A 14,747-nucleotide genomic window follows, 5' to 3' on the forward strand; every position below is an offset into this window, starting at 1 on the left:
TAAGTATGATGTTGTGTTTGCATATAGTTCGGGTAACCGAACTTGAGTAACAAAATCAAGTTACTCATTTACTTCCTGTATATTTAAACCTTATTGGTTAAACGCTACTCTTCTTGAGTGGCGTTTTTTTCTTCCTGATTCTATCACAGTTGCATCTTGATTTTCTGATCGACTTCACAAATTTCACAATTATTAGTTAATTTTCTAAAAATTAACCAATTTTGAAAATTTAAGATTCAAATTCCCATAATAATGATGTAGATTAACCCCTATTTCATTCATAAAAATAAATTAAGGAAGCAAAATGAAAGACTTAGACTGGAATAACCTTGGTTTTAGTTATATTAAAACAGATTACCGTTTCATCGCTCACTGGAAAGATGGCAAATGGGACAAAGGCAAACTCACCACAGACAATACCTTACATATTCACGAAGGTTCTACCGCACTTCACTACGGTCAACAATGCTTTGAGGGCTTAAAAGCTTATCGTTGCAAAGACGGCTCAATCAACTTATTCCGTCCACAAGAAAATGCAAAACGCATGCAACATACATCAGATCGTTTACTCATGCCACAGGTGCCAACAGAATTATTTATCCGTGCATGTAAAGAAGTAGTGAAAGCAAACGAAGAATGGGTCGGACCTTACGGCTCTGGCGCAACCTTATACTTACGCCCATTCTTAATTGGTGTAGGTGAAAATATCGGTGTGAAAGCTGCGCCAGAATTTATTTTCTCTGTATTCTGCTGCCCTGTTGGTGCCTATTTCAAAGGTGGTTTAACACCATCTAACTTTATTACCACCGAATACGATCGTGCAGCGCCTATGGGAACCGGTGGCGTAAAAGTGGGTGGTAACTACGCAGCAAGCCTTCTGCCACACGTATTAGCAGCAGAACAAGGTACGCCAGAACGTAAATTCGCTGATGCCATTTATTTAGATCCAAAAACACACACTAAAATTGAAGAAGTCGGTGCGGCAAACTTCTTTGGAATCACAAAAGATAATAAATTCATCACACCAAAATCAGAATCTATTTTACCAAGTATCACCAAATACTCTCTTTTACATATCGCAAAAGAGCGTTTAGGTATGGAAGCAATTGAAGGCGATGTTTATATCGATGAGCTAGATCAATTTGCTGAAGCTGGCGCTTGTGGTACTGCAGCAGTCATTTCACCCGTTGGAGGAATCCAACATAAAGGCAAATTCCATGTGTTCTATTCTGAAACTGAAGTTGGCCCAATAACACGTCGCCTTTATGAAGAGCTCACAGGCATCCAGTTCGGTGATGTCGAAGCGCCTGAAGGCTGGATTGTGAAAGTAGAATAATAAATAAGTGCGGTGACTTTTCACCGCATTTTCTTTATCTCATCTTATTCCATTTCGCTATAAATCATTCATTTCAATTCTTTCTCAACATAAAAAATCTCTTTTATTATCTTTTTACAAACAATGCTTTCATAAAAAGAAAATGAACTGGGATTATATCATTAACGTTTTTCCGCGATTTGTAGATGCAACATTAATGACACTTGCTCTCTCCTTTTGGGGAATCTTACTTTCGCTGATTATCGGCACTATTTGTGCAGTGATAAGTACTTACCAAGTGAAATCATTAAGCTGGCTAGTTAAAAGCTACATTGAACTTTCTCGTAATACCCCACTTTTAATTCAAGTGTTTTTCCTTTATTTCGGCTTATCTAAAGTTGGCATTAAATTAGATGGATTCACTTGTGGTGTAATTGGATTAGCTTTTTTAGGTGGGAGCTATATGGCTGAGGCCATTCGCGGGGGATTAGAAGCAGTATCAAAAGGGCAAATAGAATCTGCACTTAGCATCGGTTTAACACCTTTTCAAGCTTTCCGCTATGTGATTTTACCTCAAGCCTTTGCTATTTCTATGCCAGCTATTGGAGCAAACTGTTTATTTTTAATGAAAGAAACCTCCGTTATTAGCGCAGTTGCTGTCGCAGAATTAATGTTTATTGCAAAAGAAATCATTGGTATGGATTACAAAACAAATGAGTCCTTATTTTTATTGGTTGTATTTTATCTAATTATTTTATTACCGATGTCAATTTTGATTCGCTATTTAGAAAAACGTACTCGGAGAGCAAAATATGGGGCTTGAATTATTATTCCAAGGTAACCAATTAAACCGCTTACTCCATGGGCTTTGGATTACCGCTGAAATTGCATTTATTTCAGTATTTTTTGCTTGCTTCTTCGGGATTATTTTAGGCGTACTGATGACAAGTAAAAATAATATTATCAAAGCAATTACAGGCTTTTATCTTGAATTTGTACGCCTTATCCCATTATTAGTGTTGTTGTTTCTTGCCTATTTTGGATTAGCAAAATGGTTTGATATCCATTTAGATAGTGTCACCGTCTGTATTCTTGTCTTTATTTTTTGGGGAACAGCAGAAATGGGAGATCTCGTGCGTGGTGCGCTCACCTCCATTGAAAAGCACCAAATTGAATCGGCTTACGCCCTAGGCTTAACGCCCTTGCAAACGTTCATTTATATTTTACTTCCTCAAAGCCTAAAACGAGTGACACCAAGTATGATTAACTTATTCACACGTATGATAAAAACCAGTTCACTTGCCATGTTAATTGGTGTGGTTGAAGTTATCAAAGTTAGCCAACAAATTATTGAACATTCTCTTTTCACTAATCAATCCGCTGCCCTTTGGATATACGGTGTAATTTTCTGTTTATATTTTTTAATTTGTTATCCACTTTCATTATTTTCTCGTTATTTAGAAGCGCGTTGGGAAAATTAAGGAACCAAAATGGCATTATTAGAAATCAAAAATCTTGTTAAAAATTATGGCGATGTAGAAGCATTAAAAGGAATAAGTCTTTCTGTTGAAAAAGGGGAAGTTGTCGTAATTTTAGGACCATCTGGCTGTGGGAAAAGCACTTTTTTACGCACACTAAATGGCTTAGAACCAATAAAGAGTGGTCAATTATTACTGCAAAATGCAGGCCTACTTGGCAAAGACATCAGTTGGGTAAAAGCGCGCCAACGTATTGGTATGGTGTTTCAAAGTTATGAATTATTTGCTCATTTATCGGTGATCGACAACATTCTACTTGGACCATTAAAAGTACAAAAACGCGATCGTGCTGAAGCAGAAAAACAAGCAGATGAATTACTCAAACGAGTGGGATTATATGAGCGTAAAAATGCCTATCCACGCGAGCTTTCAGGTGGGCAAAAGCAACGCATAGCCATTGTGCGTACCCTATGTATGAATCCTGAAATTATTCTATTTGATGAAGTGACCGCTGCATTGGATCCAGAAATGGTACGCGAAGTACTCGATGTTATTTTAGGTCTAGCCAAAGATGGCATGACAATGTTGATTGTGACACATGAAATGAATTTTGCACGTCAAGTCGCACATCGCATTGTATTTATGGATAAAGGTCAAATTATCGAACAAGCCAAGCCTGAAGATTTCTTCACGAATCCGACCACGGATCGGGCGAAAACATTCTTAAACATCTTAAACTATGAACCAAGAGGGACAAACTATGAAGAAAACATTTAAAAAATTAACCGCACTTTTTGCCACGGCAGCACTTGCTTTTGGATTATCGGCCTGTAACGATAAAGAACAGGTCAAAGAAACGAAACAAGCTTCTGCAATTGAACAAATCAAACAAGCAGGCAAAGTACGCATTGGCGTATTCAGTGATAAACCGCCATTTGGCTATGTAGATACCCAAGGAAAAAGCCAAGGTTTTGATGTGGAAATCGGTAAAGCGATTACGAAGGATCTATTAGGCGATGAAAATAAAGTGGAATTTGTGCTTGTAGATGCGGCAAACCGCGCTGAATATTTACTTTCCAAGAAAGTAGATATTATTCTAGCGAATTTTACTGTCACCGCAGCACGTAAAGAAGTGGTCGATTTTGCTAACCCTTATATGAAAGTTGCACTTGGCGTGGTGTCTAAAAATGGTGAAGTCATCACAAACCTTGAACAATTAAAAGATAAAACCCTGATTGTGGATAAAGGGACTACCGCGGATATTTTCTTTACCAAAAATTATCCCAACATCAAATTACTTAAATTTGAACAAAATACCGAAACCTTTGAAGCATTACGTGACGGACGTGGTGATGCACTTTCTAATGACAACACCTTCTTATTTGCTTGGGCAAAACAAAACCCAGGCTACACAGTAGGCGTAAAAAGTTTTGGCGATCAAGATGTTATTGCCCCTGCAGTACGCAAAGATGCGCCAGATTTACTCAATTGGTTAAATACTGAAATTGTGAAACTTTCTAAAGAAGGCGTATTAAAACAAGCCTATGAAAAAACATTATTGCCAGTTTATGGTGATAGCGTCAGCGAAAGCGATATTGCGGTTCAATATAAATAATAAATGCAAATAAAAATAAGCGCTGGGAAACCAGCGCTTTTTTATGAATGAAAATAGGGCTAAAACCTACCGCGCTTTATGGGTTCATTCCCCAATGACGTGTATTTTTATCAAATTTGATTCCAGAATGCGAACCTTCCGCCCCATTAAAATACACATCTTTATTCGCACAAGCTGAAACAACTAATGCAGCAGCGACCACTAACAACCATTTTTTCATGATTTATCCTTTATTGAAAATTGAATGATGGAAAAATTATAGCATATAGATTTAAACTTTGCCTGACTTTCTACCCTCATTAAAATTCAGGTGTATTAAAAAAGGCACTTAGTGAAGAATCTTGAGCCAGTCTATCTGCTTGCTTACGCAAAGTGGTTTTATAACCCTCCGCTAACACATCACACTGTAAGGTTTGTTCTAAAAAGGCTTTATTTAAAGTATTGGCTGGTTTTGAAAGCAGTTCATGCACTGCCATCACAGTTAATGCTGGATAAGGACGTTTAACCAAGACCAGTTCATCATCTTGATGAATTTCACCTGCCTCTAATACACGCGCATACCATCCCACCAACCCCATTTCTACCACCACTTTTCGTGTTTCTGGTACATTCGTATTTTGAGATAACGTATTACACGGCTTGCGGGGTTGGCAAACTTCAATTAACGCTTCGCCAATACGAAACTGATCGCCAATACAAACATTATTTTCATCCAAATCAGACACCACAAAATTTTCGCCAAAACGTGAATCTTGTAAATAATCATACGACAAAGCCAAAAGTGCGGTCAGTTTTTCTAAACTTTTTTGTCCATTGAAAAAAATAGCTTTATCAACCCCACCATGATGTTTAATGTTCGCCACTTCATCCCCAACAGGGCCCAAACGTTCAACCCGAATGTGCGATACCGAATGTTTACGAATAGCCGTTGTAATTTGTTTACCATCAGATAATGTGAGCACGCTCGCTTTGGCGGCTTTCACGGCTAGAATTTTGCTCATTTATATTACTCCAAGTTTCATCTAAACCTTATTCCCAGATTTTATCATGAACCATCATTTCTTTAACATATTGTAGATAAAAAAGCGCCCAGCATTTGCCGGGCGCTTCACTTACTTTAGAGATTTATTATTGTTATTAGATTACCATTGGTATCCGTATGCGGCACCAACCATCGCATCTTTTTTACCAGAAAGGTTAGATGCACCGCTGAATTTGATAATGTGTTTACCATTATCAGATAAGCGAGAATAACCCACCGCTAAAGATTGCTGACCACGATAGCTTGTCGTTGCCGCAGAAACCATTGAACGACCTGAAATATGTGGCTGCGGTAACATACCCATTGCACCAGCAGTCGCGATACCACGGCTTGCGCGTTTATCCACACCATCAATTTTGTTGTTCAATTTACCCATTTTACCATCAATATCACCTAAACGATTGTTAATATGATCGATTGCTTGAGTATTTTTATTTACTTGCTGAGCAACTTTATGTAATTGATCACCATTTACTGCATCTTTCGATCCTGCTTCAACTTTACCGCCATTTACTTGAAGGTTATTGATCACAGTATTTCCACCAGCAGGGTTATTAATGTTCATTATAACATCTTTGTTATCCACTTTTTCGCCTGTTGGGTTGCCGTTAGCATCCGCTTTTACGTAATTGCCATTATCATCACGAACAACATTGTTACCATTTTTATCCGTGAATTTAATGCCATCTACATCAACAGAAATTGAGGTTTCATCAGATGCAGTTGGTGTTGCACCTTTTTTCGTTACCGCTTTCACCGTTGTGCCGTTACCATTTTTGAAGTTAACGGTATCTTTCGGGGTGACTTTTTCTGTTTTGGTTAATGGATTGCCGTTAGCATCTAAGGTGTTTTTGCCATTTTGTTTAATTGCAAAACCAACATCCTTATTATTCAATACATTCTCAATATTATTGCTGATATCATTTGCAATATTTTGCTTATCGGCATCAGTTAAACCACCTTTAATAGTTACAGTGTTATCTTTACCTAAGCTTACTGTTACACCATTTTCACCTTTAAATGTGACTTTATCATCTTTAATTGGGTTTTCATTTTTACCATCAGAGATAGTCCATGCACGGTTGCCAAGAGCCGTGACGTTTGTATTGATATCACCTAACTTAGTATTAATATTTGCAATATCACCTTCATTTTTAGTTACACGACCATCAAGATTTTTAATATCGTCCTCATTTTTAGTCACACGAGTGTCAAGCGCAGATGTCATACCATAAAGCTGCGAACCATTGATTGCATCGGTTGAGTCTGCATCAATCCAACCAGCTGCAACGTGTTTGATTTGACGTTCCTCACCTTTTTTACCAATAGAAACAAAGCGACCTTGTTTATCTCCAGCGGCATCAGCAGGTTTACCATCTTTATCTTCACCACCTAAATTACCCTTAAACCCTGAGTAAGTAGTTTTACCAACTGTTGCTGAATTCACAGCTTTAACAGTATGTTCTTTACCTGTACTATTATGACCTAATACTACTGCTCCGTTACGTGTTTTACCGTTATTATCAATTTCAACATTGTTACCTAAAACCATCACTTCTTTGGTATCTACAATATTATTTGTACCGATAGCAGTGCTGTCTGTACGTGTGTTACCGAATGTTTTACCAACAATTGTTTTATAACCTATAGCATTTGAGCGATCACCTTCAGCTCTAGCCTCATAACCAACAGCATTTGAACCTGCTCCGTAAGCTCTTGCTAAGCGACCAATTGCCGTTGTTTGATAGTTGTTAGCATGAGCGCTAGAACCAATCGCTATAGAAAATTGAGTATTACTATCTTTATTGGAAAGACGAGTTGCATCTTTCTTCGCTCGTTCGATTGCTAGATTGATTCTTTCCAATGTAGCTGTCGCAGAAGCTACTTTGAATTTATTTTCAGCAGAGCCATCATCTTTTAGACGATCTTGAGCCTTATCTAATACGTCTTTAGCTCTGCCCCACAATGCTTGTAAACGAGCAATTTCACCATCATTTTCCTTTTTCATTTGCTCTACTTCAGCCTTAGTTAAACCACCCGCAAGAGCATTATCACCTATCGCAAGGGAGTTATCTTTTACAGCGTGTGCACGTACACCAACAGCCGTTGAGTTTTCACCAAACTTCGTATTTGCAACACCAGTTACCGCTTCAAAACCTAAAGCTGTTGAAGCACCACCACGTGCACCAGCTTTATAACCAACCGAAGTGAGACCTTGACGGACATTACTTGGACCATAACTTTCTAAAATTTGATATTTAGCTTTATCTTTACCTGCTTGATCAATTCCAGGATTAAATTGTTCACCAATACCGCGATCTTCCCAATCCGCTGCTGCACCAGAAAGCGCGCCTATAGCAACAGAATTATCATAGTTTGCAGCCGAAAGTGCACCAATAGCAGTAGTGCCATTTTTATTATCTGCGGCCAAAGCGAAAGGTCCGACTGCAACAATACCTTCTTTAACTGAATCCCAACCTTGGTATGCTCGCATATCTGAACGAGCACCAACCCCCATTGCTACAACAGGGCCTACAGCTTGAGAACCATAACCTACCGCAGTACTAAATGAATCTTGAACATTTTTAGCTGTATCACCAGCAGTTGTACCATCAGAACCACCTAAGGTAATGTGATGACCGATAGCAACGTCCCCAGCCTTGCCTGCTGATTTCCCGTTTTCACTATAAACTTGAGCAGGGCTATTGATTTCATAACCAATTAAAATTTGCCCATCATAAACTTGCTTATTTTGTGAACCAACTACAATAATATGCTTAGGATTACCATCCTTACTATTTGTTTCAGTCGTAACACTATTTTTACTATCGTTATTAATTATAATAATCGTTTTTCCATCTTTAGTAACGATATTAGTAGCAGGTGTCTGTTCGACAGATGTTAATTTTGGCACTGCATTGTCTGCCGCCATTGCACTTGATACGCCTAATATGGATACCACAGAAAGTGTGGCTAATGTTGAAACTGTTTTTGATGCACTTTTGCCTTTTGCAGATGCTAATTCTCCTGCCACAGTCCATGATTGAGTAGCAGCATTCCAGATAGTTTTATAAATTCGATTCATTGTTTTATCCTAAAATAGTTAAACCGATAATGGTTAAATATGGTTCTAAAAGTTCTTTAGATAACCCAATAACCATACATTATTCCCGATTAATCTAAAGACGCGTGAATTATAGTGTTTTTCTTAAGGGAATAAAGTAAATTTACAATTCTTTACATTATATTTACATTCCGCTTTTCACCGGCACTCACAATTCAGCATAAAATCCCTTTTCCTAACTGACATTATCAACATTATTAAGCACCTAAATTAAATGACAAAGACTGTAAAATATTTAAACAATATTGATTATTTTTATAGCAAATATAAGTGGAACAAAAAGGCGGACTTAAGTCCGCCTAATGATTAATGATTGGCAATGCCTTTATGTCTTAACAACGCATCTAATTGCGGTTCACGGCCTCGGAAGCGTTTGAAGAGTTCCATTGGTTCTTCTGAGCCACCACGAGTGAGAATTTCATCTAAGAATGATTTGCCGGTGATTGGGTTGAAAATACCTTCTTCTTCAAAGCGTGAATAAGCATCAGCCGATAAGACTTCAGCCCATAAATAGCTGTAATAACCTGCAGCGTAGCCCCCTGCAAAAATATGGCTGAAGCTGTGCGGGGTTCTTGCCCAATCTACACCTTTTATGACGGCTACTTGTGATTTTACCGCTTTAAGTGTTTCTAGAATTTGATTGGTTTTTTCCGCATCAAAGGTGTGATGCAAACGGAAATCAAAAATCCCAAATTCAAGCTGGCGTAAGATAAACATCGCGGCTTGGAAATTTTTCGCTTTTAACAATTGCGTGAGTTTTTCTTTTGGCAACGGCTCGCCTGTTTCGTAATGCCCTGAAATAAACGCCAAAGCCTCTTCTTCCCAGCACCAGTTTTCCATAAATTGACTTGGTAATTCCACGGCATCCCAAGGCACACCGTTAATCCCCGCCACATCAGAGACATTAACTTGCGTAAGCATATGATGAATGCCATGACCAAATTCGTGGAATAGCGTAGTAACTTCATCGTGCGTAAATAACGCTGGCTTATTCCCTATCGGTGCGTTGAAGTTGCAAGTTAAATAAGCCACAGGAGTTTGAATACTGCCATCGAGTTTACGCTTGCGCCCAATACAATCATCCATCCACGCACCACCACGTTTGTGTTCGCGTGCATATAAATCAAGATAGAAACTGCCACGGAGTTGATCATTTTCATCAATTAAATCAAAGAAGCGCACATCTTTATGCCAAGTATCCACGCCTTTGCGTTCAACTGCACGAATATTGAAAATGCGTTTAATTAATTCAAACAACCCTGAAATTACGCGATTTTCAGGGAAATATGGGCGAAGTTCTTCATCATTAATGGCGTATAAATGTTGTTTTTGTTTTTCGCTGTAAAAACCAATATCCCAAGGTGCAAGTTCAGTGACACCAAATTCTTTTTCGCAGTAATCTTTCAATTCTTGTAACTCTTTTTCGCCTTGTGGTTTGGCACGTTCGGCAAGATTATCTAAGAAATCAAGCACTTGTTGTGGGTTTTCTGCCATTTTGGTGGCAAGTGAAAGTTCGGTGTAAGTATTAAAACCGAGTAATTTCGCCAATTCCACGCGTAATGTAAGAATTTCTTCCATGACTTTACTGTTATCCCATTTGCCTGCGTTAGGGCCTTGTTCAGAGGCGCGTGTTGCATAAGCACGGTACATTTCTTCACGCAATGCACGATTTTCGCAGTAAGTCATTACAGGCAAATAACTTGGGATTTCTAACGTAAAACGATAACCTTTCAATCCTTTACTTTCGGCAGATTGTTGTGCTGCTTGCAGTGCAGATTCAGGTAAACCAGTAAGTTCTGCTTCGTTTTCAATGAGTTTTTCCCAGCCCATTGTTGCATCTAATACGTTATTACTAAATTGTGAATTTAATTCGGATAAGCGCGCCACAATTTCGCCATAACGTTGTTGTTTCTCTTCTGAAAGCCCGATACCTGAAAGTTCAAAATCACGCAGTGAATTTTCAATGGCTTTCTTTTGCGCAATAGAATAGTCCGCAAATTCAGCACTATTTTTTAAAGCTAAATAGGCATTATAAAGCCCTTTATGCTGACCAACCCAAGTGCTGTATTCAGAAAGTAACGGTAAGCACGCTTGATAGGCTTCACGTAATTCAGCACTGTTTTTTACTGAGTTGAGATGAGAAACGGGTGACCAAGCACGATTTAAGCGATCATTGGTTTCCGTTAAAGGTAAAATGAAATTTTCCCAAGTAAAGTGCGGTTGTTTTAACACTTGTTCTATCGTATCGCGACAATCTTGAATTAATTTTTCAATAGCCGGTTGAATATGTTCTGGCTTGATTTGTGAAAATGGCGGTAAGCCTTGAATGTTAAGTAATGGATTTGACATAGACATAAATGTTCCTTTTTTGAAAACTACTTTTTATGTGACGGCAAATTCTATAATATCAAGGTTGAAAAATCTAAAAAATCAGTAATAATGGTTCGCATTTTCTTTTTATTAGGAACATTATGAAGTTTATTTACATTGTTTTAGGTTTTCTTTCTCTTGCACTTGGCATTATTGGAATTTTCCTTCCTATTTTACCTACCACGCCTTTTTTATTACTTACTTTATTTTTCTTTGCAAAAGGTTCAAAACGCTTAGAACAATGGTTTTTAGGCACAAGTATTTATCAAAAACATCTTAAGTCTTTTAATGAAAATCGATCATTAAAGAAAAATACCAAAATTTGCATTTTGAGTTTTGCGACAACCATGCTACTCATTGGCTTTTACTTTACGCCAAGCGTGGTGGGGAAAAGTATTATTGCGGTATTAATTTGCATTAAATTTTGGTTCTTTTTATTTTGGGTTAAAACCGAGAATGAATAATTTTCTAACTTTGTGCCAGCGAAGTGCGGTTATTTTTTCCATTATTTTTACGGTGGTGGCTTGTGATAAATTGGATAATCCCAAGCCTGTTTCGCCACAAGTTGAGGCACCGAAAAATCCTCAATTGGAATCTAACCGTGTTGAATTAAAACGTGGCGTTTATGGCGATTTGACTTTGCAACCTTGGCAAGCAAAAAACGAAGAACAAACCCAATTATTACGCGATCTTTTTGAAGGCTTAACGGCTTATGATGTGCAAGGTAATCTTGTTCCTGCCGTAGCAGAAAGCTGGCAAACTAAAGATAATAAAACGTGGATTTTTACTTTGCGTGAAAATGCCAAATGGTCAAATGGTGAAGCCGTAACCGCATCTGATTTTGTGCAATCTTGGCAAGCACTTTCTCAATCTGAAAGCCCACTTAAAAATTATTTGGCTTTCATGAATGTGAAAAATGCGAAGGCAGTATTGGAAAAAACACAAGCTGTGAAATCGCTTGGATTATTTGCCGAAAATGACCGCACTTTACGCATTGAATTAGATAAAGCATCACCATATTTACCTTCTATGCTGGCGCACGTCAGCCTTTTACCTCACTATACAAAATCGACTAAAATGCTTATCAGCAATGGCGCCTATCAATTACAAAGTCAGGCTGAAAATCAGCACATTTTAACTGCCAATCCTTATTATTGGGCGAAAGAAAAAGTGATATTTCAGCAAGTGAAGTATCAAAAAATTGTAGCAGATACAGATTTGTCTGATTTTGATATTGTATTAAATCCACAAAAAACCGTTCAAAATATCCAAGATTATCCTCAACTTTGTACTTACTTTTATGAGTTTAATCTTGCCGATCCTATGTTGCAAAAAAGTGCGGTAAGAAAAGCGATTACTTCGATGGTTTCCACAAAAAATTTGGTTGCCGATATTGCTCATCTTCATCCTAGTAATACTTTTTTACCAAAATCTATGCTAGGTGAACAAGAATCTGTTTGGGAGCCTGTTGTTGCAGAACAGCTTCTTTCCCAAAATCAAATTAGTGAAACTCATCCGTTGAAATTACGCATTCGTTATGATGATTCTTCTCTGAATCAAACCATTGCAATGCGATTAAATCGCCAATTATCGCAATCAGATTTATTACGAGTTGAAAATCAAGGGATGAGCTGGCAAGAATTGCAAACAGCTCGCACAAAAGGCGATTTTCAATTAATTCGTTCTGGCTGGTGTGCTGATTTTAATGATCCCGTCGCTTTCTTAAATTTGTTCTATTCCAAAAGCCCTGATAACAAAAATGGCTATAAAAATGCAGAATTTGATCGTTTATTTGAAAGTGCAATGACGACGACATCCGAAAAAGTGCGGTTAGAAAATTACGCAAAATTAAAAGGGATAGTTCAACAAGAATATTTAGTATTACCCATTTTTCAATATAGTACACCAGTTTATCTCGCACCAAGTATAATGGGCGCGCAAGTAAATTCTGTGGGAACCATTTATAGTAAAGATTTATGGCGAAAGGTTAAAAATTAGTAATCTCGCTTGCAATCAAGGAAAGAATTCTTTAAGATTGGAGGCATTGGGGACAACTCCGACATCGTCCCCGTAGCGATTATCTTAGATAACTGTTCCGGAACAGCTAACTAAACAACAGATAATCAAGAAAATGAAAAAGAGCGTTTTTTTCATTTTACTTACTCCTGATAAGCCCCGATCTTTGGAATACGAGACGGGGTTTCTCGTTTTTAGCTATATGCTAAAAAATCTTTTGATTATTCCATGGCATAAAGTTTAAATAAAAAAGCCACACTGTTCAATACAACAGTATGGCTTTTTTAACATGTATTATTTTATTAAATAATCTCTTCCTGGCAATGCGGGCAGGTCATTAAATGTTGCTCATCATTGTTATGCACAATGTAATGCCCCATTTTTTTCGCTTTGGTATCAAGATATTTTGTGTTGTAGCGGTTTTCGCCCACATTAAGCGGTACTCGTTCAACCACGTTGATACCTGCTTTTTTCATGGTTTCTACTTTTTCTGGGTTGTTGGTCATCAAGCGAACTTTTTTGACACCAAGTTGCTCGAACATATCGGCACAGACCTCAAAGTTACGTTCATCTGCTTTGAAACCTAAAGCGAGATTGGCTTCAATGGTATCCATTCCTTTATCTTGTAAAGAATACGCGCGGATTTTATTAATCAAACCAATTCCGCGGCCTTCTTCACGATGATAAATTAAGACACCGCGACCTTCTTCTTGAATTTGTTTCAATGCTGTCGCTAGTTGGAAACCACAATCGCATTTTAAGCTGTGGAGCGCATCACCAGTTAAACATTCAGAATGGATGCGCGCTAATACAGGTTCATCCACATTAGAAATATCGCCCATCACTAAGGCTACGTGCTCTTTTTTAGTATCTGGAAATTCAAACCCCACCATTCTGAAAAGACCGTATTCAGTGGGTAAATTGGCTTGCGTAACTAACTGAATTTTTGCCATAAAGTGATCCTTATTCGTCATCATTTCTGCTAAAATGCGCGCGTTATTTTTTATTCTCAAGGGGCGAGCATGTTTAAAAGGCTGTCATTATATACGTTATTACTTTGTCTTGTACCATTTTTTATCTGGGGTATTTCCTATCAGTGGCATGGCAATAGCCAATTAACTGAAGCTGATTATTGGCTTTATTTACTCACTGAAACAGGAAGTGTACCTTATGCGTTGATCACCTGTGTGTTATTTGCGCTTTTGTTTGCGTTTTTATTCAAAAATCCAAAACAGTGGATATTAGGTGTAATTGTGATGGGGATTTCAGTTATTGCCACTCAAGCCGCAAAAACGGGGGCAAAAGCATTGTTTGAAGAGCCTCGTCCGTTCACCGTTTATCTAGCTGAGCAAACTCATTCAACACCTGAAAACTTTTATAAAAATGACCGCACTTTGCGTGCAGAAATGGCTAAGAATTTTTATTCGATGGATGCTATCACTCCAGCTTGGTTAGTCCATCATTATGAAAATGAAACAGGGTATTCATTCCCTTCTGGACATACGATTTTTGCAGCAACTTGGCTAATGCTTGCTGTTGGCTTCACCCAATTATTGGGTAACCGTTCTTTTAAAGCAAAATTACTGGTAGCAGGTATTGCTGTGTGGGGCTTGTTAATGTTGATTAGTCGCGTGCGATTAGGCATGCATTACCCAATAGATTTATTGGTGGCGACATTGCTGGCATGGTTGATTAATAGCATTATTTTTGCTTTTTTAAAGAAAAAGGCAATTTTTGCCACTAAATCATGATTTAAGTGCGGTTAAAATTTTTCCTAATTTTAACCG

Annotated in this window: 13 protein-coding genes; 8 read left to right on the forward strand and 5 right to left on the reverse strand. The window is 37.9% G+C overall.

The window, feature by feature from the left end; all coding sequences use genetic code 11:
• Window positions 1–304 precede the first annotated feature (304 nt).
• From A9501_RS05745 to A9501_RS05765, 5 genes are all read left to right on the forward strand, one after another.
• Entirely contained in the window at window positions 305–1,336 is a 1,032-nt protein-coding gene (locus A9501_RS05745; RefSeq protein ID WP_065265255.1) for a branched-chain amino acid aminotransferase, read from the forward strand.
• A gap of 142 nt (window positions 1,337–1,478) precedes the next feature.
• On the forward strand, window positions 1,479–2,138 hold the full coding sequence (locus tag A9501_RS05750) for an amino acid ABC transporter permease (RefSeq protein WP_065265256.1): 660 nt from the start codon (window positions 1,479–1,481) through the stop codon (window positions 2,136–2,138).
• A complete protein-coding gene (locus A9501_RS05755) occupies window positions 2,128–2,796 on the forward strand; it encodes an amino acid ABC transporter permease (protein ID WP_065265257.1) in 669 nt (222 codons plus the stop codon). The genes A9501_RS05750 and A9501_RS05755 overlap by 11 nt, the downstream gene beginning before the upstream one ends.
• A 9-nt stretch (window positions 2,797–2,805) precedes the next feature.
• Window positions 2,806–3,570: an amino acid ABC transporter ATP-binding protein gene (locus tag A9501_RS05760; RefSeq protein ID WP_065265258.1), complete on the forward strand. Its 765-nt coding sequence runs from the start codon at window positions 2,806–2,808 to the stop codon at window positions 3,568–3,570.
• Window positions 3,554–4,408 (forward strand): cysteine ABC transporter substrate-binding protein, encoded by an 855-nt coding sequence (locus A9501_RS05765; protein WP_065265259.1) that lies wholly within the window; start codon window positions 3,554–3,556, stop codon window positions 4,406–4,408. Before A9501_RS05760 ends, A9501_RS05765 begins: the two co-directional genes overlap by 17 nt.
• Before the next feature lie 76 nt (window positions 4,409–4,484).
• Here the strand turns inward: A9501_RS05765 and A9501_RS05770 are convergent, their stop codons facing one another.
• The 4 genes from A9501_RS05770 to prlC form a co-directional block, all read right to left on the reverse strand.
• A complete protein-coding gene (locus A9501_RS05770; RefSeq protein WP_048953769.1) occupies window positions 4,485–4,628 on the reverse strand; it encodes a hypothetical protein in 144 nt (47 codons plus the stop codon).
• A 79-nt stretch (window positions 4,629–4,707) separates the two neighbouring features.
• On the reverse strand, window positions 4,708–5,409 hold the full coding sequence (locus A9501_RS05775; protein ID WP_065265260.1) for an MOSC domain-containing protein: 702 nt from the start codon (window positions 5,407–5,409) through the stop codon (window positions 4,708–4,710).
• Window positions 5,410–5,550: 141 nt separating this feature from the next.
• Window positions 5,551–8,535, reverse strand: a complete 2,985-nt coding sequence (locus A9501_RS05780; protein ID WP_065265261.1) for an ESPR-type extended signal peptide-containing protein — start codon at window positions 8,533–8,535, stop codon at window positions 5,551–5,553.
• A 345-nt stretch (window positions 8,536–8,880) separates the two neighbouring features.
• Window positions 8,881–10,923 (reverse strand): oligopeptidase A, encoded by a 2,043-nt coding sequence (gene prlC / locus A9501_RS05785; protein WP_065265481.1) that lies wholly within the window; start codon window positions 10,921–10,923, stop codon window positions 8,881–8,883.
• 122 nt (window positions 10,924–11,045) lie between these two features.
• Between prlC and A9501_RS05790 the strand changes: the two genes are divergently transcribed.
• Window positions 11,046–11,408, forward strand: a complete 363-nt coding sequence (locus tag A9501_RS05790) for a YbaN family protein (RefSeq protein WP_065265262.1) — start codon at window positions 11,046–11,048, stop codon at window positions 11,406–11,408.
• On the forward strand, window positions 11,401–12,942 hold the full coding sequence (locus tag A9501_RS05795) for a peptide ABC transporter substrate-binding protein (protein ID WP_065265263.1): 1,542 nt from the start codon (window positions 11,401–11,403) through the stop codon (window positions 12,940–12,942). The genes A9501_RS05790 and A9501_RS05795 overlap by 8 nt, the downstream gene beginning before the upstream one ends.
• Before the next feature lie 320 nt (window positions 12,943–13,262).
• Here A9501_RS05795 and ribA read toward each other — a convergent pair whose 3' ends face one another.
• The gene (gene ribA, locus A9501_RS05800) at window positions 13,263–13,913 is read right to left on the reverse strand and encodes a GTP cyclohydrolase II (protein ID WP_065265264.1); all 651 of its coding nucleotides are present in this window, start codon (window positions 13,911–13,913) and stop codon (window positions 13,263–13,265) included.
• Between the two features lie 69 nt (window positions 13,914–13,982).
• Here ribA and A9501_RS05805 point away from each other — a divergent pair, with 69 nt between their 5' ends.
• The gene (locus tag A9501_RS05805) at window positions 13,983–14,711 is read left to right on the forward strand and encodes a phosphatase PAP2 family protein (protein ID WP_065265265.1); all 729 of its coding nucleotides are present in this window, start codon (window positions 13,983–13,985) and stop codon (window positions 14,709–14,711) included.
• Window positions 14,712–14,747 lie beyond the last annotated feature (36 nt).

The organism is Haemophilus sp. CCUG 66565 (assembly GCF_001679495.1).
GTDB lineage: Bacteria > Pseudomonadota > Gammaproteobacteria > Enterobacterales > Pasteurellaceae > Haemophilus > Haemophilus haemolyticus_K.

Excerpts from the sequence above, each read along its gene's own strand:
- A9501_RS05745 (WP_065265255.1), top strand. The coding sequence starts at position 305 with ATGAAAGACTTAGACTGGAATAACCTTGGTTTTAGTTATATTAAAACA.
- A9501_RS05750 (WP_065265256.1), top strand. The coding sequence starts at position 1,479 with ATGAACTGGGATTATATCATTAACGTTTTTCCGCGATTTGTAGATGCA.
- A9501_RS05755 (WP_065265257.1), top strand. The coding sequence starts at position 2,128 with ATGGGGCTTGAATTATTATTCCAAGGTAACCAATTAAACCGCTTACTC.
- A9501_RS05760 (WP_065265258.1), top strand. The coding sequence starts at position 2,806 with ATGGCATTATTAGAAATCAAAAATCTTGTTAAAAATTATGGCGATGTA.
- A9501_RS05765 (WP_065265259.1), top strand. The coding sequence starts at position 3,554 with ATGAAGAAAACATTTAAAAAATTAACCGCACTTTTTGCCACGGCAGCA.
- A9501_RS05770 (WP_048953769.1), bottom strand. The coding sequence starts at position 4,628 with ATGAAAAAATGGTTGTTAGTGGTCGCTGCTGCATTAGTTGTTTCAGCT.
- A9501_RS05775 (WP_065265260.1), bottom strand. The coding sequence starts at position 5,409 with ATGAGCAAAATTCTAGCCGTGAAAGCCGCCAAAGCGAGCGTGCTCACA.
- A9501_RS05780 (WP_065265261.1), bottom strand. The coding sequence starts at position 8,535 with ATGAATCGAATTTATAAAACTATCTGGAATGCTGCTACTCAATCATGG.
- prlC (WP_065265481.1), bottom strand. The coding sequence starts at position 10,923 with ATGTCAAATCCATTACTTAACATTCAAGGCTTACCGCCATTTTCACAA.
- A9501_RS05790 (WP_065265262.1), top strand. The coding sequence starts at position 11,046 with ATGAAGTTTATTTACATTGTTTTAGGTTTTCTTTCTCTTGCACTTGGC.
- A9501_RS05795 (WP_065265263.1), top strand. The coding sequence starts at position 11,401 with ATGAATAATTTTCTAACTTTGTGCCAGCGAAGTGCGGTTATTTTTTCC.
- ribA (WP_065265264.1), bottom strand. The coding sequence starts at position 13,913 with ATGGCAAAAATTCAGTTAGTTACGCAAGCCAATTTACCCACTGAATAC.
- A9501_RS05805 (WP_065265265.1), top strand. The coding sequence starts at position 13,983 with ATGTTTAAAAGGCTGTCATTATATACGTTATTACTTTGTCTTGTACCA.